The sequence below is a fragment of the Paenibacillus tyrphae genome, from assembly GCF_024158745.1.
Lineage (GTDB): Bacteria > Bacillota > Bacilli > Paenibacillales > NBRC-103111 > Paenibacillus_G > Paenibacillus_G tyrfis_A.
The window spans coordinates 74138-94865 of the sequence record NZ_JAMZAW010000031.1; the positions used below are offsets into that span (position 1 = coordinate 74138).

The window sequence follows — 20728 nt, forward strand, 5'->3', positions numbered from 1 at the left end:
AAAATCGCCCTATTAACGAACAAAGGTTCCAGCCGGATGAGCTGAAACCTTTGTTAATACGGATGATGTAAAGACCTTCCCGTACATGCAATGGGATTATTTTTTCCTCAGAACTTAGTGGTATGCGAATCAATTCAAAACTCTCCACGATTGGTTTCTACCATTCTGTACTAGCTTCCGACCTACTTCTGAATTTGATCAGCCGCCTTATATATGGACTGCTCAAATCACCTTGTTTTGGATATAGTAAACCATCAAAATTAAGATAGTATAAAATCATGGCAGCAAAATTCGCGAATTCATTTGGAAACAGAAAGGAAGCGGCTCAATATGAGACCCATGATTCATGCACAAAGAAACTGCGAGGATCAGGAAAAGATAGACCTTTTCTTGACAAAAACCAGATCTGGCTTATTGGGTCTGGCAGATGGACTTCAGCCATACGTCGTGCCATTGAATTACGTTTGGTGGAATAAATGCATTTACTTTCACGGACTAAGTAGTGGCAGAAAGATTTCCGTCATACAACAAAATAATCTTGCTTGCTTTACGGTATTCGAAGAGTATGGCACCGTGACCGCTCCCGTCCCGGCTAAAACGGATACTGCCTACATGAGCGTAATGCTGTTTGGAAACGTGGAGAAAGTGGACCAATCGGACGATTCGACAGAGGTTCTTCAACAATTTCTGAACAAATATGTACCGGGCTTTTACGACCGGCCGTTATCGAAAGTGCATGTCGAGAAATACCGTTCCTCCCTTGACCATCAGGCAGTATCTGTATATCGCTTGCGGCCGCACACGATAACAGCGAAAGAGAATCCTATAGACAGCCAAAACATGTTTTACCCGGGGCGGTCGGTTTCCGATGCCAACAACTGACGCGGTTTCGTTCCAAAGCCTCACAAAGTAACTTATGCAAGAAGGAAATTCTTCCACCTTGCAAACACAGCTGCCTTCATGATAGTATTTCATAATTCATTTGAACAATCCATAATTGAAATGCAAACATTGGAGGTTTGCCAAATGTTAAAAATAAACCGAGACGACAACCGTCCCATTTGGCAGCAACTGCTGGATCAAGCGATCCATAACATTACCACGGGAAAATGGCCACCAGGCGAACTGCTGCTCCCCTCTCGTGAACTTGCCCAATTAGTGGGGGTGTCACGTTCGACCATCCAGATCGTTTATGAGGAATTATATAGCCGCGGATACACCGTCACCTCTCGTCGAGGCGGGACAAGAGTTAGTGATTGGACGTACCGTCCCCTTTCCTCCGAGGCCGCTTCACCCCAAGGGCCTCTTCAACCTGAATTGCCTATGTTGAACACTACTGTCGGTCATTTGCAAACTTGGCTCAGAGGTAAAGAAAATACCCATGCATTCATCGATTTCAGTCCACACGAACCTTATTTGGATGACCATTTTCATAAGCTCTGGAGGCAATCGTTTGTACAAGCCACGGCGGAACCAGACCTGGCTCACTGGGCTTATGGCAATGCCTACGGCTTCGTGCCGTTGCGCGAACAAATTCAACGCTACTTGTCGCTTACGCGTGGCGTCCACGTGCATATCGACCAAATTGTATTAACCTCGGGCGCTCAGCATAGCATCGATTTAATCGCCCAAGCTCTCTTGCAGGAAGGAGAGACGGTTTCAGTGGAAGATCCCGGCTTCCCTGCGGCCTGGATGGCGATGAAGTATCGGCGCATGCAGGTTGCTCCCGTTCCTATCGATGAGCACGGTCTGCAAGTAGACCGTATTCATCCGCAATCCAAGCTTGTCTATGTTACTCCCTCGCACCAGTGCGCGACCGGAGTCATAATGTCGGAACCGCGCAGGCAGCAATTGCTGCATCTGGCCGCCCAGCGCCCATTTTGGATTATTGAGGACGACTACGACAGTGAATTTCGCTACCGAGGCGAGCCACTTCCCACATTATTCAGCCAATTACCCAAGAACACGTTGTATATGATGAGTTTTTCCAAGCTGGTTGCTCCCGGCATCCGAATATCGGCGATTGTTGGTCCCAAAGCGGCCATTCGCCAAATTGCCCGGGTACAGGAGTTGTTGTACCGGCATCTTCCGATTATGGAGCAAGTAACGCTTGCCCACTTTATTGAGCACGGCCACTTTATACGTCATATGCGCAGAGTCAGAAATGTTTATCGCCGCAGGCACGAAGCCATGACGAAAATGATCAGCGCAACCGGCCTGGGCCAACGTTTCACACTTAGCGGTGTCGAAACGGGGTTGCATATGCTGCTAGAAGCTGAAGCGTCTTTTGACGAAGAAGCTGTGGCGAATCAAGCACTCAAACACGGGGTCCGGGTTTATCCGCTTAGCACGTATTGCTTGGAAAGCAAACGAAAGGGATGGGTGCTGGGCTTTGCCAAAGTAGATGAGGCCGCCATTGAAGAAGGCATTTATCGCCTCTCGGAGATGCTCTTGTAAAAATATCCCCTTCAAATCAACTTTTTAAAAAGTTGACTTGAGGGGATATTTTTATTTCAGCACCTATGAAAAACATAGGGGGGCAAGTTGTTTAACGGGTAAACACTTTTGGATTGCTCGAAATTAATATTTTTGGATATATATTACCAATCCAACTATTGCTATACTAGCATGGTATTCCGATAAGACTAGACAGGCAGAGTTGACTTTTGATTGGAGGAAAACCAATGTTTAACGTTTTGGTATCAGACCCAATTAGTGATTTTGGCTTGCAGCAGTTGACGAGTGCGTTGGATGTGAAGGTCACAAAAAAGACGGGATTGAGCGAGGAAGAGCTTATTTCCATCATCGGTTCGTATGATGCGTTGCTCGTCCGTTCCCAAACAAAAGTCACTCGGCGCATCATGAAAGCCGGTGTCCAGCTGAAAGTCATTGGCCGGGCGGGGGTCGGCGTTGATAATATTGATTTGGACGCCGCGACGAGCCGGGGGATTGTGGTGGTCAATGCACCAGACGGCAATACCGTCACGACATGTGAGCATACTTTTGCGATGATGATGGCGTTAGCCCGGCATATTCCGCAAGCTTATACGAAAACCGTTTCTGGGCTGTGGGACCGCAAATCCTTTCTTGGCGTTGAATTGCGAAGCAAGATCCTTGGTGTGATGGGGCTCGGCCGTATCGGAATCGAAGTATCCAAACGCGCGGCGGCGTTCGGTATGACCGTTATTGGCTACGATCCCTTCCTGGCGGAAGAAAGGGCGAATGAATTAGGGGTCAGGCTTACGACAGTAGACGAGATGTTGCGAACAGCGGATTTTATCACGGTTCATACGCCGCTGACCAGCGAAACGCATCATATGATAGCGAAGCCGCAATTTGGCATCATGAAACGGGGCATGCGTATCATCAACTGCGCCCGCGGGGGAATTATTGACGAGGCTGCCCTTCTCGAAGCGCTCGATGAAGGGATTGTGGCCGGCGCTGCTTTTGATGTATTTGAAAAGGAGCCTCCGGAGCCGGATCATCCTTTTTTTAATCATCCCCATATGATTGTTACCCCGCACTTGGGCGCGTCTACTTTTGAAGCCCAGGAAAATGTAGCCATCGCCGTTTCGAAGCAAGTGATCCATATTTTGCGCAACGAGCCATTTAAGCATGCCGTCAATATGCCTGCGATTCCGTCAGGGCTCCTTAACAGGCTGCAGCCCTACTTTACCTTGTGCGACCAACTGGGCAAATCGCTGGCCCAAATGACGGATGGCGCTGTGCGTGAAGTGTCTGTGGAATGTGCGGGAGCGCTTGCCGATGTGGACATCTCACCCCTTGTACCCTATGCGCTTAAAGGGATACTTTCTCATCATCTCGGCGCGGAACAAGTCAATATTGTCAATGCCCTCTATTTGGCGAAGGATCGGGACGTTCATATTGGGACACGCAAATCCCTTATTGACCAAGGTGCGGCCGATGGGATTACGATTCGATTAAAGACCACGATGGAAGAAAGATGGGTGACGGGGGCGGCCGTGGCTGGCGTTGGAGAACGACTCATTCGAATCGGGCCTTACCCGGTAGAACTTCCAACGGAAGGCTATGTCCTGTTGATCTCACAGATAGACAAGCCAGGGATCATAGGCCGCGTCGGAACGTTGCTCGGAGATAGCGGCATTAATATTGCCACGATGCAGGTTGGCCGAACCGAGATTGGCGGTTCAGCGGTCATGATACTAAAAGTGGATAAGAAAGTGCCCAAACAAGTGATGGAAGCCTTATGTGCGATACCGGAAATCAAACGTGTACGGGAGATCAACTTTGACTAGCCTTCAAATGAGACGCCATCCAGTCAAGGAAAATGGATTGCCCTCCCATATGCGGTTTGTGCAGAAAAGCCAGACGAAATGGAGAAAGAAGGAAGGATATGGAACATCTCATTGAAAAAAATCTCGAAACGGTCAGGCGGCAGATGGAACTGGCTTGCCAAGCATCGGGGCGCAAGACAGAAGAAGTAAAATTGTTGCTAGCAACCAAAACGGTGCCGATTGAAAAGCTGGAAATGGCCATGCAAGCGGGTGAAACGTTATTTGGGGAAAACAAGGCGCAGGAGCTGCGGAGCAAGTTTCCGCTTATGCAGCAATACCAAAAGGTGGAATGGCATTTTATCGGCCATTTGCAAACGAATAAGGTCAAGGATGTTGTCAAATATGTGAAGCTGATTCATTCGGTAGACCGTTTGAAACTGGGCCAAGCGTTGCACCAGCAACTGATGAAAGAGAACAAGGCCATAGATATTTTGGTTCAAATCAACACGTCATACGAAGAAAGTAAATTTGGCGCTCCGCCGGAAGCTGCGCTGGAGCTGGTAGAACAGTTATCCCAATTTGAAACGCTAAACATTAAAGGTTTGATGACGATTGGAAAGCTGGGTGCAAATAATGATGAGACCCGGCACTGCTTCCGACTGTTAAAGCAAATTCAAATGCAAATCAAAGAGAGAGAGATTCCGCGTGTGGACATGGATATTCTCTCCATGGGGATGTCCGGGGATTTTAGAGTGGCGATCGAAGAAGGCGCCACCATCATACGCCTGGGGACAAACGTATTTGGGCAGCGCTATCTGCCGGACGGGTATTACTGGAATGAACATATAACCCATGATGATTAGAAGAGAGGCAGGAGAGCGCTTATGAACACAACATCCCCTCCGCTGCGCGGCCGCGATATGATATCGCCAACGATCGCGGCTTTGATATCGGTCATAGTGAACTATGGCGGTACGTTTATTCTTGTGTTTCAGGCGGCGAAAGTCGCGGGGTTGAGCCCTGAAATGACTGCTTCATGGATATGGTCGATATCAATTGGGGTAGGGATAACCGGGATATGGCTAAGCTATCGTTACCGGGAGCCGATTATTACGGCGTGGTCAACGCCTGGGGTAGCATTTCTTGTCTCGGCGCTAGCGGTAACCCCTTATGCCGAAGCAATTGGCGCTTATATGATCTCGGCTCTGGGATTTGTCGTGCTGGGTTTATCAGGCATGTTTGAACGTTTCGTGCGGATGATTCCGCCAGGCATTGCTTCAGGATTGCTGGCCGGTATTTTACTTCAATTTGGCATCTCGGCTTTTGGCGGTGCGCAAATTGACCCTGTGCTGGTCGTGGTGTTGTTTGCTGCGTATGTCGTGCTAAGGCGCTTCACATCCCGGTATGCGATCATCGGCATTTTGGCAATCGGGCTGGTTTATTTGATTAGTACAGAAAAAGCCGATTTCAGCACGATCCAACTGGCCGTTGCTTCACCGATATTTGTCGTTCCGGAATTTTCGCTGCATGCGTTATTAGGCGTGGCATTACCGCTGTTTATCATTACGTTGACGGGACAATACATGCCTGGAATGCTGGTGCTGCGCAATGATGGATTTAAGACAAGCGCCAATCCCATTTTGACCATAACGGGTTTGGGGTCGCTCCTTGCTGCGCCATTCGGTTCGCATGCTTTTAATGTAGCGGCCATTACGGCTGCGATTTGTACAGGAAAAGACGCACACGAGGATTCGAAAAAGCGTTACCTTGCAGGGATTGCCTGTGGCCTCTTTTATATGGTAGTCGGGATATTGGGTGTTACGCTGGCTTCGCTTTTCCTCATCCTTCCCGCCACATTTATTGCGACGTTGGCAGGATTGGCGCTGCTCGGCACAATAGGCGGCAGCCTGGCCAACGCTTTAACGGAGCCAAAAGGCCGCGAGACTGCATTGATTACTTTTTTGGCAACAGCAGCCAATGTCACCTTGCTTGGAGTCGGCGGTGCATTTTGGGGATTGGTCGCAGGCCTGGCAGCTCACGCATGGATACATGGGCAATTTCGGAGAAAGCCATATGCATAAGCCGTCTCTGAACAGGTACATACCCGCGAGGCAACACTATAGGAAAAAAGTATATACGGATCGATCTATACCGTTTGCGAATATGTGGTGATGAGCAATACATTACACATCCCGAGTATAAAAAAAGCTCCAGAATCGACAAAAGGTCAGATTCAAGAGCTCGTTCATTGTTAAGTTGATGCGGTCGAGAGGACTCGAACCTCCACGGCTGTTACACCACTAGAACCTGAATCTAGCGCGTCTGCCAATTCCGCCACGACCGCATATTTCGCTGCGATTCGATCGATTTCGAACCGACAAATGGAATTATATAACGGGTATTGGGCCATGTCAAGCGTTAGATCTGCTATTCTTCGTTGTCGCGGATCTTGGTTTAAAGTCCATGTTGACAAGAAAGATGCCTGATCCGATACACAGACCGCCTGCTATGATCGAAGGATGCAGCGGTTCCCCCAATACGCTCCAGCCCGTTAACACCCCGAAAAAAGGAGCCAAAAATAAAAACGCGCTTGTTTTGCCCGGATCGCTTCTTTGAAGCACGTAATACCAGACGGCAAACTGTACAATAGAAGACAGTACGCTTAACCACAGCAAAATCGCCAAGGAATGGCCGTTGACAATAAAGAACGGCCTTTCAAGAACCAAGCTGCTCAAAAAGAGCAGCAAGCCCCCGAAGAGCATTTGATAAGCGGATAACACCCACGAGTCGATCCTCCCTCCCCATCGTTTGACCAGTAATGTCGACATTGCCCAGCATACCGAGGAGAGGAGGCCGAAGAGCAGGCCGATTTTGACTTCCAGCCGCGTTCCCAAGGTTATAGCTACACCAGTTAGCCCCAGCAAAACACCTATCCATTGATAAGGCTTATACCGCGCCTTAAGAAGGACCGTCCCCAGGATGACCACAAGCAGCGGATTCGTAAACGTCAGGATCGACGACTGGCTGGCCGTAATGGTTCGCAGACTCAAAAAAATGCATCCCATGACCCCTGCCGTTTGAAACGCCCCGATAACCAGCATCCGGATCCAGACGAGCTTGGAATCGGGATGCGGCCTTCGGAGTCCGATAACAAAGACCCCCATGAGTATTCCAGCGAGAATGAAGCGAAATGCGGCCAATAACAAAGGAGACGAGTAAGCCAGCCCCAATTTCCCTACAGTGAAAGAAGAGCCCATTAAAAAAGTTGTTAAAACGATCAACGGCACAAATTTGATTGTATTCATGCAGCGATATCCCCCTTCGTTTACTTTGATTCGCGGAAGCGAATCATTTGTCATTGTAAACGAAGAATAATTCGTTCTTCATCGAAGTATGGAATACATTCAAAAAAAGTTCCGGAATAAGACAGATCGTCTTACTTCCATATTCCCTTCTTCCGCTTTGCCCGCTTGTCCGTCCGCAAATATTCGTCCGTGATGCGTTCAATATACGCCATCGTCTCCTCATCGAGACCAAGCACCTTCTCGTGGCCGCCAGGTTCCGGATGAATCCACTCCCAATATTTCTCCAGTACGTCCTCTCGGTCCCCGAACCATTGTCCCTCGATTTCCAGCAGCCGTTCGGCTAACCGTCTCGAAGTGGGAGAATCCGGCGGCTCCCCGAGGTGGCCATGAATGTCACGCAGTATGCGAATCCATTCGTCTGCCCGCGGATCGTTCTCCTCAAGCCTCTGCAACGATTCGATAATCGGCAGCCACTCGTACACCTCTTTTGCCTCAATTCCCCACTTTCTCAACAAGCTCACTTTTATATAATAAAAGATGTTTACATATTAAAAAAATGGAATTACAATAAATTGGAATCAAAGTTAATAATTTCATTTTATTAGGGGAGGGATTGAGGAAACGAAAAATAACGAAACTTTCCATCATGAGTGTACTAACCGCTTGTTTACTTGTTTTTGGCAGTAGCTTGTTATTTGTAAGTTTTGGTTACATCAAAATCATCTTACAAGTATTGGGCAGAAATCAAAAAGACAGCGTTAGCTTCGATTGCAATCAAAATTTCATGTCGAGGTGAGAAAAAGCAATGAGAACTCGTATCCAAAGTGTGATGTTATTAATGATGGCACTGGTGTTCAGTCTTTCGACGTTGTTTATCCCTCCTCCAAAAGCTCATGCTGCTGAACTCGGAGATGTATTGTACCAAGCTCATGTGGAAAACCTCGGATGGCAGCCTTATGTCTGGAATGGAGAAGTCGCTGGTTCAGAGGGACAATCCCTGCGTCTTGAAGCCCTCAAAGTAAGAGTCACCGGGTTGCCGGATGTCCATGTGAAGTATCGCGCCCATATAGAACACACGGGCTGGCAAAATTGGGTTCAAGACGGTGAAGTGGCGGGGACGGTTGGTAATTCGCAACGGTTGGAAGCTCTCGAAATCAAACTGGAGAATGCGCCCCCTGGTTACCATATCGAGTATCGGGCTCATGTAGAAAACCTTGGCTGGCAAGGATGGGTCCGTGACGGAGATATTGCCGGAACAACCGGAAATTCGTTACGTTTGGAAGCTATTCAAATTCGCTTAGTTCGTTAATAATCATGCATAGGACTCCTGCACTCCCGTTAAAATAACCGGGATCGTTTTTTTGAATGCCCCCAACTCAATTTATTTATGATACTTTTTCCCTTTAAGTATAGTAATATGGTACTCCTGCTCTTCAGCACCTGCCGCGCGAGTAATAATACTGCGCCAAGCGGTGACGGTATAAAAAAAGATCCTTAAATTACTTAAGCAGTAATTTAAGGATCTTTTTGGTTTTTGCGTTGATGCGGTCGAGAGGACTCGAACCTCCACGGCTGTTACACCACTAGAACCTGAATCTAGCGCGTCTGCCAATTCCGCCACGACCGCATATTTCCCTGCCTTGACTGGCTGCCCGAAAGCCGCTCTTTCAAGGGGACAAGGAGTATCATATCATCGTTCAAGTCTGAAGTCAAACATTTTATGCATCATATTTTTTTACAAATCATATTATGATACAATTTGTATTAATAATTCATAATTAGGTTACAAATCGCATCCTATCCCATAGGAAACCAGGTGATTTCACTTGAAACGATGGAAGCTCTACGCGCTTACCGTTGTCGTATTCGCAGGGGCTGGTCTCGGGCTATTGTACCGTTATTTGGAGCCCGCCCGCCATTTTGAAATGAAATCTCATCCGGTCATCGCCGCACCCTCCGCCGTCTCCTCTACAGCTCCTCCAGACCATTCCCAGTCTCTACCGAACGATCCGACAGCTGTCGAGGCTTCAACTTCTTCAGCGGCTCTCCCCGGCGACAAGCCGGTACAACCCGCAATCCCGAACGAGTCGACCGCCTTTAACGCACTGGTACTCGGATTGGACACGACAAGCGGCCAATCCGCACGTACGGACGTCATTCTTCTCGCTCATGTCGTTCCCGCCGAGAAAAAGGTCCATCTCATTTCCGTTCCACGGGATACCCGGGTCCCGCTGCCCGGGATCGGCTTAACGAAAATAAACCACGCGCATTTCATGGCTGAAATGGATGGCGGCAAGAAATCGGGAACCGAAGCGGCGATTCAAGCCGTCAGCGACTTGCTGCAGATTCCGGTTCATTATTATGTAAAGACGAATTTTTCCGGATTCGTCTCCTTTATCGATACGATCGGAGGCATCGACGTAGACATTCCGAAAGACATGTGGCTGTCCATGACCCGCAAGCCGCTGGAAGCGGGAAGCCGGCATTTGGACGGGTTAACTGCACTGGCTTTCGTCCGGGAACGGTATTCGCTGGAGGACGGCGATTTCGGAAGACAGACGGACCACATGAAGGTGATGCGGGCCGTCGTACAGAAGCTGCTGGCGCCGGAGAAAATAACCGAGCTTCCGGGGCTTCTGAAGCAGGCCAAAAAAGAGCTGGTCGATACGAACTTGACCGACAGCGATCTGATCAGCCTCGCCTGGATGTTCAAGGGTATGAAAGGCCAGGACATTAATTATATGCAAATTCCCGGCAAATCCGTCGTAGCAACCGATCCGCTTGTTCGTTCTCCTCTCTGGTACTGGGAGCCCGATAAGGAACGGCTGAAGGAACTGGTCCGTGAAAATCTGCATTAAAGCAGCGGAAATGCGAAAAGAGCAAGCGCTTGCTTATCAATCGGTCAGCCATTTGCGCACAAGCCATATGATCACCGCCCATATCGGCAGCGTCAGCACGACGCCGATCACGGTTCCTTTCAATGCCGAGCCTTGCTTCAAACGGCACCGCCTCCCACAGGTTATGGTAGAACCCATTGTATGCCGCATAGCGACATATGATGACTTGTCCGGCTGCATGACATGTTTTTTCCGTTGCGCCATATACTTTCCTACAGGAGGGATCGATATTATGGTGCTGTTGCAGATCTTGGGAGGCATTCTGCTCGCTTTGGCGCTGTGGGGCTTGCTGAAGCTGACGCTCAAGGCGCTGCTGTGGGTTCTTGGCGGCGCTTTTCTTCTGGGAATCGTATTCCCCGGCCTGTTGCTTTTGCTGGGCAGCCTTGTTTTCGTCACGATCAGTCTCCTCGCGACACTTGGCCTGCTTCTGCTGTTGTCCGCCTTCCGGTCATGATGCGGCGGTCGGATCGTCAGCCTTCCTCATAGGCCCGGACCGCCCGCTCGGCCCAGCGTTTAAGCTCCTCCGCGCTTTCCTGCCTCGGAACGTTGAACAAATGCGTATCTGCACCATATCCTTCTTTATTCCGCAGCCATACCTCGCCTGACGCCCCGCCGCTTTCCGAGCGCACCCGCAGCAAATAATACGGCTGCAGCAACAGCTCGCCTTCTTCAAACGGCCGATCTTGGTCCATCTTCTCCCCCTTTAATTCTATGATGCTGTTACCTTAACCCAATCCTGGCGGACTTATACCAGACCTCCCATCCGCTTCAGGCACTGCGCTGCGGACCGCTTCGTTGCCTCGTAGACCGTTCGCCCGACCGCATAGCCTAGCCTGGTGGCCGTTCCCGCATACCGGTACGCTTCGCCTTGCTGCGTCGCTGCCATAAGGATCGCGTCGGTCGTCGTACCGGTAGCGGTCTGTCCCCCTTCTTCCAGAACGATGTTCAAATCCTGCAGAGCCGCGGTTTTCGCTTCCGTCGCCGTAATGACGGCATTGACGAACGCCGCATCCGTCAAGCGGCCTTCGATCACCAGTACCGTATTGATCGTGCCCGGAAACAACGACGAAACGTCGCATGTCTGACCCGCTCTCGCCTTGTTACTCAGCCCTGCAGTCACCCATGCGCATACATCCGTCCCCCCGGGAAGACGAAGATGCTCGTGTCCGAAATCCGCCAAGCTCGCCGCTGTCAGCAACGCTGCCGTATTTTGAGGGTCCAGCCCCTTTTCCTTCATAAAAGCATTCATCTCGGCCAGCGGATCGTCCGAGGCATACTGCTTGGGCACCTGCCGGTTCATTAAGCGGCGGAACTCCCCGAACCCTTCTCCCCACATGGAGGAATTCAGCGTCCGCAGCGGACGCTCGCTCTCGATCAGGAAGTAGCTCTCGTAGCCGCGGCTTGCGAAGCCAAATCGAAAACCGGCCAACGGAACGTCCGAATAGACCAGCTCGTCCGCGTAACGGTAGGAAGCAGGCCGCTCCGGGGTCATGAATGCTCCCCCTCAAACAGCTCGATGCGCGGCTCCTGGAAGGGCTGAAAATGGTAGTTACGATCCAGCTTTACGATACGGCGGTTTTGCTTGCGGATCATGACCGTATCGTCGTCCCACGCGACTACGATGCCTTTTACGTCGTTCGCCTTGTCCGCATCGCGCACGACCCGCAGCAGCGTCCCCCCAACCCGGTATTTGTCCAATTGTTCTTCTGAAATCACAGTACCATCCCCATCCTTTATTCGGAAATCGTGCTTGTATTTTAAGTTGGTTATGTAATAAGAATACATCATTCGGGGGATACAATAAATATCGACAGCAGGGGTGCGGATGGGAGGATCGACCAGGGCATGGAAAAGAAAACGTATTATATCGCCGTCGGAAGCGGCGAAGTATTGGAGCCGGAAGATGTGACCGGCAACTTCGAGTTTGAAATAAGGGCAACGGAAGAAGAAGTCGACAAGCTGCAGGAAAAATTCGAGGAACTTGCCATACACGAAGAGGATACGGCGGTACGGGCGGCGATTCCTTACCGGCAAAACCATTCGGACGAAGAAAACTTGACGGAGATCTACCAGATGCTGCACGAGCTCGGCACGCCGGATACGAGAAGGCATATTGAAGCGATGAATGTGCTGCCCCGGCAATAACGGCCAATCGGCGGGCAACTCGCTTCCACAACAAAAGAACCTGTACTGCGGACGCAAGCCCGGTACAGGTTCGATTTATGATTAGGGACAACGTTATCCTACATGCTCTTTGGTATCGTTCGTTTCGAACCAATAGTCGAGCACTTTGCTGGACATGACGCGTTTGTTGATGTAGTCCACTTGCTGCTGCGAGAATTGCTGTTCCCACTCGACGTCCAGCTCTTTGCAAAGCTTTACGACAGTCAGCAGCTCGGACCAAGCCACATAGCGTTTGTACCAAAAAAATTGAGGATGCTCAATCATATAGGGATACAGATCGTCAAAATCCGTATGTTTACAATCAAGGGCACGTTCGAAGTGTACTTTCGCCTCATTCAATTTGGTCACGAAAAAATCTGCCGGAATTTCTTTCCCCATGCAAGTAGCACCTCCCCATCTTTGTCATTCGCCAACTGGCCGAAGATTAAACTTCATACTTTTCAGCCTACGATCCATTATAAAGGAAAAAGCGGACAGATGGAAGGCTTCGCGTTCAGAAAGCCGAGACAAATGTTGCTATTCGAACCGGATGTCCCCGCCTGCAAGCGATGCGATCTTCACGAGCGACTCCACCCGTACGCCGGACTCGCGGATCGTGCGCCCGCCGGCCTGAAACGATTTTTCCACGGCGATTCCAAGACCGAGCAGTGTCGCTCCGGAACGGCGGATGATCCGGAGCAGCCCCCGTGCCGCATCGCCATTGGCGATAAAATCGTCGATCAGCACAACGCGGTCTTTTTCGTCCAGAAACTCCTTCGAGACCATAATGTCGGTGACAATGCCTTTCGTAAAAGAGGGCACGCGCTCGCAGTACGTTTCCGTCTCGGTGTTGAGCGACTTTTTGCGCCGGGCGAATACGAGCGGCACGTTCAATTCCTGTGCGGCTGCGAATGCGATCGGTATGCCGGACGATTCGATCGTTAAAATTTTCGTAACGTTCTCGTCGCGGTACAAACGCGCGAACTCCCGTCCCATGGCCGTCGTCAATACCGGATCGACCGCATGGTTCAGAATCGCATCCAGCTTGATCACCTCATCCGACAGGATTACGCCCACTTCCCTGATCTTTTGTTTCAATAATTCCATTCTCCACGCCTCCGCTCTTTCATTTCCCTGTTCCCGTAAAACTTAACATAACGGCAAACTAGGTTTCAAGTACCATCTTTTACGGAATTGGAAACAAAGATGCAACTTTTTGCTTCGAAACATCGTCTAATGGGTATAACACAAGAAAGAATGTCTGCCCGGACGGAAATGAAGCTTTGAAAATGAAATTTCCGCATTTTCATAGCAATCGGCGGGGATTTGGGCATTTTTGCTCTTTGTGAAGAGGCCGGGTACACGGTATGATTTAAAGAGGTTACAGCCAAATTGTAACACGGAAAGGAAGCTCATGATGAACAGAAAGAGAGCCTTCATCGGAATCTTGTCCGTTATAATGATCATGATGATGGTAACAACGGGGTGCAAACCGAAACAAACGGCGGCACCGACGCCTACGCAGCCGAAGGAAACGGTCTCGGAATCGACGGTCGTTACGCCAACGGAGACGTCCTTGCCTCAGAACGAGACGATCACGAATCCGTCTGTCCCTTCTCCTGCTACGCCAGCGGGAAATCAGGCCGATAAAGTATCGCTCGCAAGCGCCGACAAGGGTGACAAGGACAAAGGAGAAGGCGAACAGACTCCTCCGGCAGCGAAGCCCAATGCGCAAACGAAGCCGAAGATCGAGATCAAGTCGCCGTATACGCAGGCCAAGCCGACCTTGCTGGGCTTGACGCTCAAAACGAGCGCCGCGGAAATTACAGAGAAATTCGGCAAGCCGAAAGAGCAATTCGTCATGGAGGATGACACCGATCCGATTACGGTATACGACTACACCGATTTCCTCGTCGGCTTCGACAAGCAGAATCAGCTGCATTTTGTCGATGTCCGAAGCGCAGACGTCAATCCGGGCCTGAACGGTCTCAAGCTCGGCGACCCGGTTGAGGAGGTTACCAAAGCGCTCGGCAAGCCGGATTCGAACACCAGCTTCGTTCTCACGTATAAAGCGACCGGAGCGGTGCTGAAGCTGGATATCGACCCGAAATCGCAAAAGGTCAATTCCATCAAATTGTTCGCGGAATAGCATCGTATGCCAAAAAACCTTGACAGGAGCTTCCTGTCAAGGTTTTTTCATGTCCGGGTAACGGCCCGCTTGCGGTACCGCCAATACAAATAACCGATAATGACGACAAGAACGACAAGGATTGCGATCGTGATTCCCATATAGCGGTGAGCCACCGCAATAATATGCGGAGCATTGATCCCGATGACGTGCCCCAGGGTAAGAAACGACAGGCACCAGACTAAGCCTCCCGCCCCCGCGTAAAGGAGATACCGCCAAAATCCGACATTGCTGACGCCGGCCAAGTAGCACGTAAAGTGCCGTACCCCCGGCACATAGTAGCCGAAAGAGACCGCCCACATGCCATACTTGTGAAACCAGCCTTCGGCTACGCCCAGCCTTTCGGGCGTCAGCTTCACCCATTTTCCGTACTTGTAAAGAAACGGCTTGCCCACGGTCCGGCCTAAAAAATAACTGATCAGCATGCCTGTCATCGACCCGCTAAAGCAGACGGCAAGCGAAGTGCCGTAATCAAGCAGCGGATTTTGTCCTACCGTAAGCGAGCCCACGGTCGTCATTAATATTTCATCCGGCACAGGAATGCCAACAATGCCGAGCGCAAGCAAACCGTAAAGAGCTATATATCCGTATTGATCAATCATCTGCAAAAGATGCTCCACCTTCACACGCTCCAGCCAAATAATTTCAGATCATGTTGAATGTCGGTCAAATCCTTTATCATTGTATCAGAATTCGTCCGTTAACCCAAGAACAAGCTTTCCTCCCAGACAGGTTGGCATGTCCCGTTCAAACAAAAAGTCATGAGGCTTGGCCCCTTCTCATACGTTGTATCATATAGGAAGCGGTCAGGAAGGGGGACTTGCGAGCGAATGAAAAAATGGGGAAGCATTCTGCAGGTCAGCTTCACCTATGTAGGCACCGTGGTAGGCGCCGGGTTCGCGACCGGGCAGGAAATTATCCAGTTCTTCACCCGCTACGGCTGGATGGCGACCTTCACCATCGGTGTCGCCAGCGCCTTGTTTATATGGCTGGGCATCAAGCTGATGCTGCTGGCCCACGATACCCGCGCCAAGTCTTACGAAGATCTCAACAGGCTGTTATTCGGAAAAACCGTCGGAAACGGTGTCAGCTTGTTCACTTTGGTGGCTCTATTCGGCGTATCGACGGTCATGCTGGCCGGGGCGGGATCGGTTTTTGCCGAGCATTTGAATCTGCCGCTTCAGTCCGGGCTGCTTTTTACCCTGCTGCTGGCATATGTACTTCTTGTCCGGGGGATGAAGGCGATCATGGCCGTAAATTCCGTCATCGTCCCGCTCATGCTCGGCTTCAGCTGCATTGTCGTATGGATTACGTGGGACACGCCCGGGGCCGGCAACTGGCTTCACATGGAATCGGATTATTCCGCCCAGCGCATATGGTTCTCCCCGCTCCTCTACGCGGCGTTCAACCTGACCATGGCTCAAGCGGTGCTCGTACCGCTTGGTGCTCAGATCCAAGACCGGTCGGTGCTGTATTGGGGAGGCGTCTGGGGCGGAATCGGCATCGGGGCCATGCTGCTGGCCGGCCATTATGCGCTGTCCGCCCAGATGCCGGGGATCGTGCAGTTTGACATCCCGATGGGGCACCTGATTCACGGACTCGGCCCGCTGCTGCAGCTTCCGTTCATTCTGGTGATCTACGGGGAAATTTTCACAACCCTGCTGGCCGACGTTTACGGCTTGGCGCTGCAGATCGAGCAGCGGAGCTCCTTGTCTTATCAGATCATCGTGCCGCTCCTTCTTGCCTTCTGCTATGTGGTGAGTCACATCGGCTTCAAAACGCTTCTCTCATCGCTCTATCCGTTACTGGGCCTGCTCAGCATGGCCTGGATGGTCCTGATGATCTGGCGCAGGCAGCGGCCGTTCGGAACGAATTGACGCAATCGTCAGCGCGAGCCGGACGAGCATCATAAGCATGCCCGCCAGCGTAAAGACAAAACCGCACAGCAAATATGCGAAATGATAAGGCGGGTATTGTTCCGCATCCCGGAGGACGGCAAGCAGATCCGTGAACAAAAACAAGCTGCCGACCGCAAACAATGCAAGCAGCACATAATCGAAAAACGTCCAACGCGCTAAATGCGGGCCGGCCTGTCGGACCAAGGCAGCGGATAAAGACGGCTGGTCTTCCGGACGCTCTTTCGTCTGGGCAGCGGCCCCCTCCGGGGCGGCTAAAGGCGCAGCTTCGGCTTGGGCCCGCGAATACACGGTCCAGGCCAGCAAAACGGCCGATCCCGTCACGACAAGCCCAATAGCTCCGCCGAGCCAGGCAAGCATCGTCATCATCATGTGTCAACACCTCGTATATTTCTTCTTATCGGGCATGCAGGGCAAGCTCGTATACCATCCATAGAAATAACGCAAACAGCAGAACCGGCATCGCAAACACGGCGACTTGCAGCGTCCGATGGCCCGGCGAAGGCGCCTTGCGCCACAGATAACTGCGGTTCCACCGCTGCATGCGGGACTCCCGGATGATGGACAAGTCTGTTGAATGTCCGGATGCCGCAGCCGGAGGATGCTGTCCGTTTGGAACGATGGTGCCTCGCTTCCAGCCGATCCGGTATGTAATTTCGCGCGGTTCGCGCTCTTCAGGCTTCACCCGCGTACCTCCGTTTCAATTGGGTTTTGCTTTTATATTTGCTTATTATATAGCTTCCGGAGAACGCAGGCTATGTCATTTTGTACTCCTGTGTAAAATGATGGGCATCAAACGTTGTATACGATGTATGTAATTTTGTAAAGGGATGTACATTTGACTATGATCTTGGCCAATTATATGGTATAAGAAGAAAAAACAACGGGTCTTACGGAGGTGAACATATGCGAAAGGTGGCTGCCGTTACGGGCGGTGCGCAAGGAATCGGCAGGGCGGTCACACTGGAATTCGTGAAGTCCGGTTATGAGGTGTCCGTTGCCGATACGGATAAGGAAGCAGGCATGGAACTGATGGAGCAGGTCCGCAGCCTCGGCGGCAAAGGCATGTTTCTACCCGTGGACGTGGCGGAGGAAACCGAAGTGGAGCGATGGTTCAAGCTGATGCTGGACGATTTCGAACGGATCGACGTGCTCGTGAACAATGCCGGGATCGGGATGAACGGCCCTATGCTGGAGCTGCCGCTGGAATCGTTCGACCGGGTGATCAACGTAAACCTGCGCGGTACGTTCGTCTGCTCGCAACTAGCGGCCCGGGCGATGAAGCGGCAGGGCGGCGGCGTCATTCTGAACATGGCCTCCACACGGGCACTAATGTCGGAAGCGGACACCGAAGCGTATTCCGCTTCCAAAGGCGGTCTGTTGGCGCTGACTCATGCGATGGCCGTCAGCCTCGGTCCGTACGGCATCCGCGTGAATGCCGTAAGCCCCGGCTGGATCGAGACCGCCGACTGGAAAAAAGCTTCCAAACGGCGCCACCCCTTCCATAGCGAACGGGACCGCCTCCAGCATCCGGCCGGACGTGTCGGAACCCCGGCGGATATCGCGGCAGCGTGCTTGTATTTGGCTGGAGACGGGGCGGGGTTCGTTACAGGACAAAATCTTGTGGTCGACGGCGGCATGACCGTGAAAATGATTTACGAAGAGTAGACTGCATTCAGTGTTAGAGAAAAAAGTGGAAGAACTGTACTTACGACGGGAGAATCAGACATCATGTGGTTTTTGTTTGCGGCCGCCTCGGCGATTTGTTTTGGGCTGAGGGGCATCTTATATCAATGGACTTCGCAGCGTCCGATCAACCGGAATCTGCTGCTGCTGGGCGTCTATGCGTCCGGCACGCTGATTGCGCTTGCTGCGGCAGCGGTCACCGGACAAGCCTGGACGAAGCCCGTGTGGATCGGTACGCTGCTCGGGCTGTTTTCGTTTGTCTCCAACGCTGCGATGTATAAGGGCTACTCTGTCGGCAAAGCGTCGCTTGTGGCTATGTTCACCGGGCTTCCGCCGGTCGTCGTCGTGCTGTTCGCGTACGTGCTGTGGGGCGAGAAGCTCAATTCGACGCAGCTTGCCGCCTTTATCGTGATCGTGGCCGGGATATTGATGATCCGCTACTCCAACGACATTTCGCTCAAAAATTTGCAAGGCGCGCACTGGGGCGCGATTACGATGCTGTTCTTCGGCTTGACCGACCTCTCGTCCAAGCAGGCGACTCTCATCGGGGCCGCCACCTTGCCCACGCTCGCGTTGATGTACGGCACCGGTTCGCTGCTGTTTGCCGCCGCTTGGCTGCTTGGGCGGAAGCAAGAAGCCTTCGCCCGGGCGGCGCTCCGGGCCGGGCGCGAAGAAGCGGCCGCAGGGACCGAGGACGTGCCCGACAGCCCGGTACGCGCGGCTGCTTCTTCGGTTGAAGCCGGAAGCGGACCCGCTGCGGCGGCAGTTCGCGACTGGTCCTCCGGCCGAACATTAGTTTGGGGCATGTTCGTCGGCATTACCAATGTCTGCGGCATGATCCTTGCCATGCCGGCGTTCGCCGCGGGCGTCACCGGGCTTGTCTCCGTCGTCATCGCGATGAACGTCGTACTCGTGCTCTTCTATGCCCGCTTCGGCTTGAAAGAAAAATTCAGCCGCCTCGAATCGGGCGGCCTTTTGCTTGCCTTGATCGGCATTATCGTATTACGTCTTGCGGCTTAAATGCCGGACGGATGCTGCAGAAAAACGGGACACATACGCATCCAGCACGTGCTTGTGGCACGTAAACAGCAGCAGCTGGCGGCCCTCGGCCACCGTTTGCAGCAGCTCCATGCCGTATCCGAGCCGCTCGTCATCGAAATTCACGAACAAATCGTCAATCACAAGCGGCAGCCGAACACCGGACGCCGCGTATTCGTCCGCAAGCGCAAAGCGGATGCACAAGTACATCTGTTCGGCCGTCCCCCGGCTGAGCGCGGATGCATCCAGCAGCTCTCCGTTCGCCTTCTCCGCCAATACGCGCTGCTCGCCGAGCGGCGCAATCATCCGTGTGAATCGGCCGGACGTCATCTTCTCGAAGTACCGGGAAGCCCTCTGCATGACGGAGGGCTGTTTTTCGTGCTCGTACAATCGTTTCGTCTGTGCGAACAGCGTTCCGCACATGGAAACGACTGCCCAGCGCTTCATCAAACGCCTCAGCTCGGTACGGCGTTCCTCCGCCTGCTGCAGCTTGTCGGCATGATCCCCGCCTTCGGTCAGCCGTTCGATTTCAAATCGCTTGCGGCTTTTTGCCTCCCGGCACGCCTCCAGCCGTTCTCGAAGCGCATCCCGCTGTTCCGACAGACGCGTCCGCTCTTCTTCCAGCTCTCCTCCGTTGACACCCGCAAGCCTCTCGTCGAGCGGCTTCATCCCCGCTTCCCCTACCAGCGTCCGGATGGCAAGCTCGTCCTGTCGCAGCTCCCCTAGCAGCTCCTGATGGCGAAGGTATTGGCGGTGGAGACGCCGCAGCGCCTCTTCCCCGTCTGCCCCCGCGGCGTCGAACAGTTCCTGCCGCTTCGCGGCCGTGCGCTCAAGCTGCTGCGACAATAGCGCAGACTGGCGGCTCAGCTCGGCGTGCTGCCGGCCATCCCGCGAAAGCTGCTCCAGCCGCGCAAGCTGCCGGTCGCGGGCGGCCTGCCACGCTTTCAGTGCAGGGCCGGGCTCCCGGCCGGCCGCTTCGCCGAGCAGCGCGGCCGCCTCCGCGGCAAAGCCCGCGGCGGTGCCCCGCAGCGCCTCGCAGCGCGCGGCCTGGCGGCGCAGCCGCTGGAGCTGCTGCTGCGCCGCTTCCGCGAGCTGCAGCAGCTCCAGCGCCGCCTCGGCGCTCGCGTCCGCGGGCAGCGCCTGCGCCTGCAGCCACGAGCGCCAGCGGCAGCGCAGCGGCTCGCCCGCCTCCGCGTGGCGCTCGCGCCGGGCGCGCAGCGCCGCGAGCCGCTCCGCGGCGGCCCGGCGCCCGGCGTGCCGCGCCTGCCGCGCGCGGAGC

General features: G+C 52.7%; 24 protein-coding genes and 2 tRNA genes. 13 read left to right on the top strand and 13 right to left on the bottom strand.

Annotated features, from left to right (window positions below; genetic code table 11):
* Nucleotides 1-330: 330 nt before the first annotated feature.
* The 5 genes from NI000_RS31930 to NI000_RS31950 all read left to right on the top strand — a co-directional run bounded on the left by NI000_RS31930 (nt 331) and on the right by NI000_RS31950 (nt 6337).
* A complete protein-coding gene (locus NI000_RS31930; protein WP_253415366.1) occupies nt 331-882 on the top strand; it encodes a pyridoxamine 5'-phosphate oxidase family protein in 552 nt (183 codons plus the stop codon).
* 144 nt (nt 883-1026) lie between these two features.
* Complete coding sequence (gene pdxR / locus NI000_RS31935) at nt 1027-2457, top strand: MocR-like pyridoxine biosynthesis transcription factor PdxR (RefSeq protein WP_253415367.1); 1431 nt, start codon at nt 1027-1029, stop codon at nt 2455-2457.
* Nucleotides 2458-2684: 227 nt separating this feature from the next.
* Nucleotides 2685-4277: a phosphoglycerate dehydrogenase gene (gene serA, locus NI000_RS31940; RefSeq protein ID WP_253415368.1), complete on the top strand. Its 1593-nt coding sequence runs from the start codon at nt 2685-2687 to the stop codon at nt 4275-4277.
* Nucleotides 4278-4375: 98 nt separating this feature from the next.
* A complete protein-coding gene (locus tag NI000_RS31945; protein ID WP_253415369.1) occupies nt 4376-5119 on the top strand; it encodes a YggS family pyridoxal phosphate-dependent enzyme in 744 nt (247 codons plus the stop codon).
* 21 nt (nt 5120-5140) lie between these two features.
* On the top strand, nt 5141-6337 hold the full coding sequence (locus NI000_RS31950; protein ID WP_253415370.1) for a benzoate/H(+) symporter BenE family transporter: 1197 nt from the start codon (nt 5141-5143) through the stop codon (nt 6335-6337).
* A gap of 179 nt (nt 6338-6516) precedes the next feature.
* On the opposite strand, the gene NI000_RS31955 is transcribed toward NI000_RS31950, so the two are convergent.
* The 3 genes from NI000_RS31955 to NI000_RS31965 form a co-directional block, all read right to left on the bottom strand.
* Nucleotides 6517-6600: transfer RNA gene (locus NI000_RS31955), tRNA-Leu, on the bottom strand.
* 67 nt (nt 6601-6667) lie between these two features.
* Nucleotides 6668-7561 (bottom strand): DMT family transporter, encoded by an 894-nt coding sequence (locus NI000_RS31960; protein ID WP_253415371.1) that lies wholly within the window; start codon nt 7559-7561, stop codon nt 6668-6670.
* Between the two features lie 131 nt (nt 7562-7692).
* Complete coding sequence (locus tag NI000_RS31965) at nt 7693-8073, bottom strand: MerR family transcriptional regulator (RefSeq protein ID WP_253415372.1); 381 nt, start codon at nt 8071-8073, stop codon at nt 7693-7695.
* Nucleotides 8074-8366: 293 nt separating this feature from the next.
* Between NI000_RS31965 and NI000_RS31970 the strand changes: the two genes are divergently transcribed.
* Nucleotides 8367-8870: an Ig-like domain-containing protein gene (locus tag NI000_RS31970; RefSeq protein ID WP_253415373.1), complete on the top strand. Its 504-nt coding sequence runs from the start codon at nt 8367-8369 to the stop codon at nt 8868-8870.
* A 234-nt stretch (nt 8871-9104) separates the two neighbouring features.
* Here the strand turns inward: NI000_RS31970 and NI000_RS31975 are convergent.
* Nucleotides 9105-9188, bottom strand: a tRNA-Leu gene (locus NI000_RS31975).
* A 199-nt stretch (nt 9189-9387) separates the two neighbouring features.
* Between NI000_RS31975 and NI000_RS31980 the strand changes: the two genes are divergently transcribed.
* Together NI000_RS31980 and NI000_RS31985 are read left to right on the top strand one after the other, a co-directional pair.
* Entirely contained in the window at nt 9388-10419 is a 1032-nt protein-coding gene (locus NI000_RS31980) for an LCP family protein (protein WP_253415374.1), read from the top strand.
* A gap of 271 nt (nt 10420-10690) precedes the next feature.
* Nucleotides 10691-10912, top strand: a complete 222-nt coding sequence (locus tag NI000_RS31985) for a hypothetical protein (RefSeq protein ID WP_054977628.1) — start codon at nt 10691-10693, stop codon at nt 10910-10912.
* Between the two features lie 16 nt (nt 10913-10928).
* On the opposite strand, the gene NI000_RS31990 is transcribed toward NI000_RS31985, so the two are convergent.
* Genes NI000_RS31990 through NI000_RS32000 form a run of 3 tightly spaced genes read right to left on the bottom strand, consistent with a single transcriptional unit; the run spans nt 10929 to nt 12174 of the window.
* A complete protein-coding gene (locus tag NI000_RS31990) occupies nt 10929-11150 on the bottom strand; it encodes a DUF1387 domain-containing protein (RefSeq protein ID WP_253415375.1) in 222 nt (73 codons plus the stop codon).
* A 53-nt stretch (nt 11151-11203) separates the two neighbouring features.
* Nucleotides 11204-11950 carry an adenosylcobinamide amidohydrolase gene (locus tag NI000_RS31995; protein ID WP_253415376.1) on the bottom strand — a complete coding sequence of 249 codons (747 nt, stop codon included), beginning with the start codon at nt 11948-11950 and terminating at the stop codon, nt 11204-11206.
* Nucleotides 11947-12174 (bottom strand): hypothetical protein, encoded by a 228-nt coding sequence (locus NI000_RS32000; protein ID WP_253415377.1) that lies wholly within the window; start codon nt 12172-12174, stop codon nt 11947-11949. The genes NI000_RS31995 and NI000_RS32000 overlap by 4 nt, the downstream gene beginning before the upstream one ends.
* 129 nt (nt 12175-12303) lie before the next feature.
* Here NI000_RS32000 and NI000_RS32005 point away from each other — a divergent pair, with 129 nt between their 5' ends.
* Nucleotides 12304-12603 (top strand): hypothetical protein, encoded by a 300-nt coding sequence (locus NI000_RS32005; RefSeq protein WP_253415378.1) that lies wholly within the window; start codon nt 12304-12306, stop codon nt 12601-12603.
* Nucleotides 12604-12696: 93 nt separating this feature from the next.
* On the opposite strand, the gene NI000_RS32010 is transcribed toward NI000_RS32005, so the two are convergent.
* Nucleotides 12697-13020, bottom strand: coding sequence for a hypothetical protein (locus NI000_RS32010; RefSeq protein ID WP_025849236.1), 324 nt, complete (start codon nt 13018-13020; stop codon nt 12697-12699).
* Between the two features lie 138 nt (nt 13021-13158).
* Nucleotides 13159-13728 (bottom strand): xanthine phosphoribosyltransferase, encoded by a 570-nt coding sequence (locus NI000_RS32015; protein ID WP_253415379.1) that lies wholly within the window; start codon nt 13726-13728, stop codon nt 13159-13161.
* Between the two features lie 310 nt (nt 13729-14038).
* Between NI000_RS32015 and NI000_RS32020 the strand changes: the two genes are divergently transcribed.
* On the top strand, nt 14039-14770 hold the full coding sequence (locus NI000_RS32020) for a DUF4309 domain-containing protein (RefSeq protein ID WP_253415380.1): 732 nt from the start codon (nt 14039-14041) through the stop codon (nt 14768-14770).
* 47 nt (nt 14771-14817) lie between these two features.
* Here NI000_RS32020 and NI000_RS32025 read toward each other — a convergent pair whose 3' ends face one another.
* Nucleotides 14818-15429, bottom strand: a complete 612-nt coding sequence (locus NI000_RS32025; RefSeq protein WP_253415381.1) for a DedA family protein — start codon at nt 15427-15429, stop codon at nt 14818-14820.
* Between the two features lie 210 nt (nt 15430-15639).
* On the opposite strand from NI000_RS32025, the gene NI000_RS32030 reads away from it, so the two are divergent.
* Nucleotides 15640-16686 carry a YkvI family membrane protein gene (locus NI000_RS32030; RefSeq protein ID WP_253415382.1) on the top strand — a complete coding sequence of 349 codons (1047 nt, stop codon included), beginning with the start codon at nt 15640-15642 and terminating at the stop codon, nt 16684-16686.
* On the opposite strand, the gene NI000_RS32035 is transcribed toward NI000_RS32030, so the two are convergent.
* Both NI000_RS32035 and NI000_RS32040 read right to left on the bottom strand, forming a co-directional pair.
* Nucleotides 16612-17097, bottom strand: coding sequence for a hypothetical protein (locus NI000_RS32035; protein ID WP_253415383.1), 486 nt, complete (start codon nt 17095-17097; stop codon nt 16612-16614). The two genes, NI000_RS32030 and NI000_RS32035, sit on opposite strands and share 75 nt — an antisense overlap.
* A 25-nt stretch (nt 17098-17122) precedes the next feature.
* On the bottom strand, nt 17123-17410 hold the full coding sequence (locus NI000_RS32040; RefSeq protein ID WP_253415384.1) for a hypothetical protein: 288 nt from the start codon (nt 17408-17410) through the stop codon (nt 17123-17125).
* A gap of 221 nt (nt 17411-17631) precedes the next feature.
* On the opposite strand from NI000_RS32040, the gene NI000_RS32045 reads away from it, so the two are divergent.
* Both NI000_RS32045 and NI000_RS32050 read left to right on the top strand, forming a co-directional pair.
* Nucleotides 17632-18393: a glucose 1-dehydrogenase gene (locus NI000_RS32045; protein WP_253415385.1), complete on the top strand. Its 762-nt coding sequence runs from the start codon at nt 17632-17634 to the stop codon at nt 18391-18393.
* 63 nt (nt 18394-18456) lie between these two features.
* Nucleotides 18457-19431, top strand: a complete 975-nt coding sequence (locus NI000_RS32050; RefSeq protein WP_253415386.1) for an EamA family transporter — start codon at nt 18457-18459, stop codon at nt 19429-19431.
* Here the strand turns inward: NI000_RS32050 and NI000_RS32055 are convergent.
* Nucleotides 19414-20728: ATP-binding protein (locus tag NI000_RS32055; protein ID WP_375541024.1), on the bottom strand; the 1315-nt coding region annotated here is incomplete at its 5' end. The two genes, NI000_RS32050 and NI000_RS32055, sit on opposite strands and share 18 nt — an antisense overlap.

Coding starts and splice junctions, on each gene's coding strand:
- NI000_RS31990 (WP_253415375.1), bottom strand. CDS start 11,150: ATGGACCAAGATCGGCCGTTTGAAGAAGGCGAGCTGTTGCTGCAGCCG.
- serA (WP_253415368.1), top strand. CDS start 2,685: ATGTTTAACGTTTTGGTATCAGACCCAATTAGTGATTTTGGCTTGCAG.
- NI000_RS32020 (WP_253415380.1), top strand. CDS start 14,039: ATGAACAGAAAGAGAGCCTTCATCGGAATCTTGTCCGTTATAATGATC.
- NI000_RS32015 (WP_253415379.1), bottom strand. CDS start 13,728: ATGGAATTATTGAAACAAAAGATCAGGGAAGTGGGCGTAATCCTGTCG.
- NI000_RS31950 (WP_253415370.1), top strand. CDS start 5,141: ATGAACACAACATCCCCTCCGCTGCGCGGCCGCGATATGATATCGCCA.
- NI000_RS31995 (WP_253415376.1), bottom strand. CDS start 11,950: ATGACCCCGGAGCGGCCTGCTTCCTACCGTTACGCGGACGAGCTGGTC.
- NI000_RS31945 (WP_253415369.1), top strand. CDS start 4,376: ATGGAACATCTCATTGAAAAAAATCTCGAAACGGTCAGGCGGCAGATG.
- NI000_RS31985 (WP_054977628.1), top strand. CDS start 10,691: ATGGTGCTGTTGCAGATCTTGGGAGGCATTCTGCTCGCTTTGGCGCTG.
- NI000_RS32010 (WP_025849236.1), bottom strand. CDS start 13,020: ATGGGGAAAGAAATTCCGGCAGATTTTTTCGTGACCAAATTGAATGAG.
- NI000_RS32050 (WP_253415386.1), top strand. CDS start 18,457: ATGTGGTTTTTGTTTGCGGCCGCCTCGGCGATTTGTTTTGGGCTGAGG.
- NI000_RS31930 (WP_253415366.1), top strand. CDS start 331: ATGAGACCCATGATTCATGCACAAAGAAACTGCGAGGATCAGGAAAAG.
- NI000_RS32005 (WP_253415378.1), top strand. CDS start 12,304: ATGGAAAAGAAAACGTATTATATCGCCGTCGGAAGCGGCGAAGTATTG.
- NI000_RS31960 (WP_253415371.1), bottom strand. CDS start 7,561: ATGAATACAATCAAATTTGTGCCGTTGATCGTTTTAACAACTTTTTTA.
- NI000_RS32030 (WP_253415382.1), top strand. CDS start 15,640: ATGAAAAAATGGGGAAGCATTCTGCAGGTCAGCTTCACCTATGTAGGC.
- NI000_RS32035 (WP_253415383.1), bottom strand. CDS start 17,097: ATGATGATGACGATGCTTGCCTGGCTCGGCGGAGCTATTGGGCTTGTC.
- NI000_RS31970 (WP_253415373.1), top strand. CDS start 8,367: ATGAGAACTCGTATCCAAAGTGTGATGTTATTAATGATGGCACTGGTG.
- pdxR (WP_253415367.1), top strand. CDS start 1,027: ATGTTAAAAATAAACCGAGACGACAACCGTCCCATTTGGCAGCAACTG.
- NI000_RS32045 (WP_253415385.1), top strand. CDS start 17,632: ATGCGAAAGGTGGCTGCCGTTACGGGCGGTGCGCAAGGAATCGGCAGG.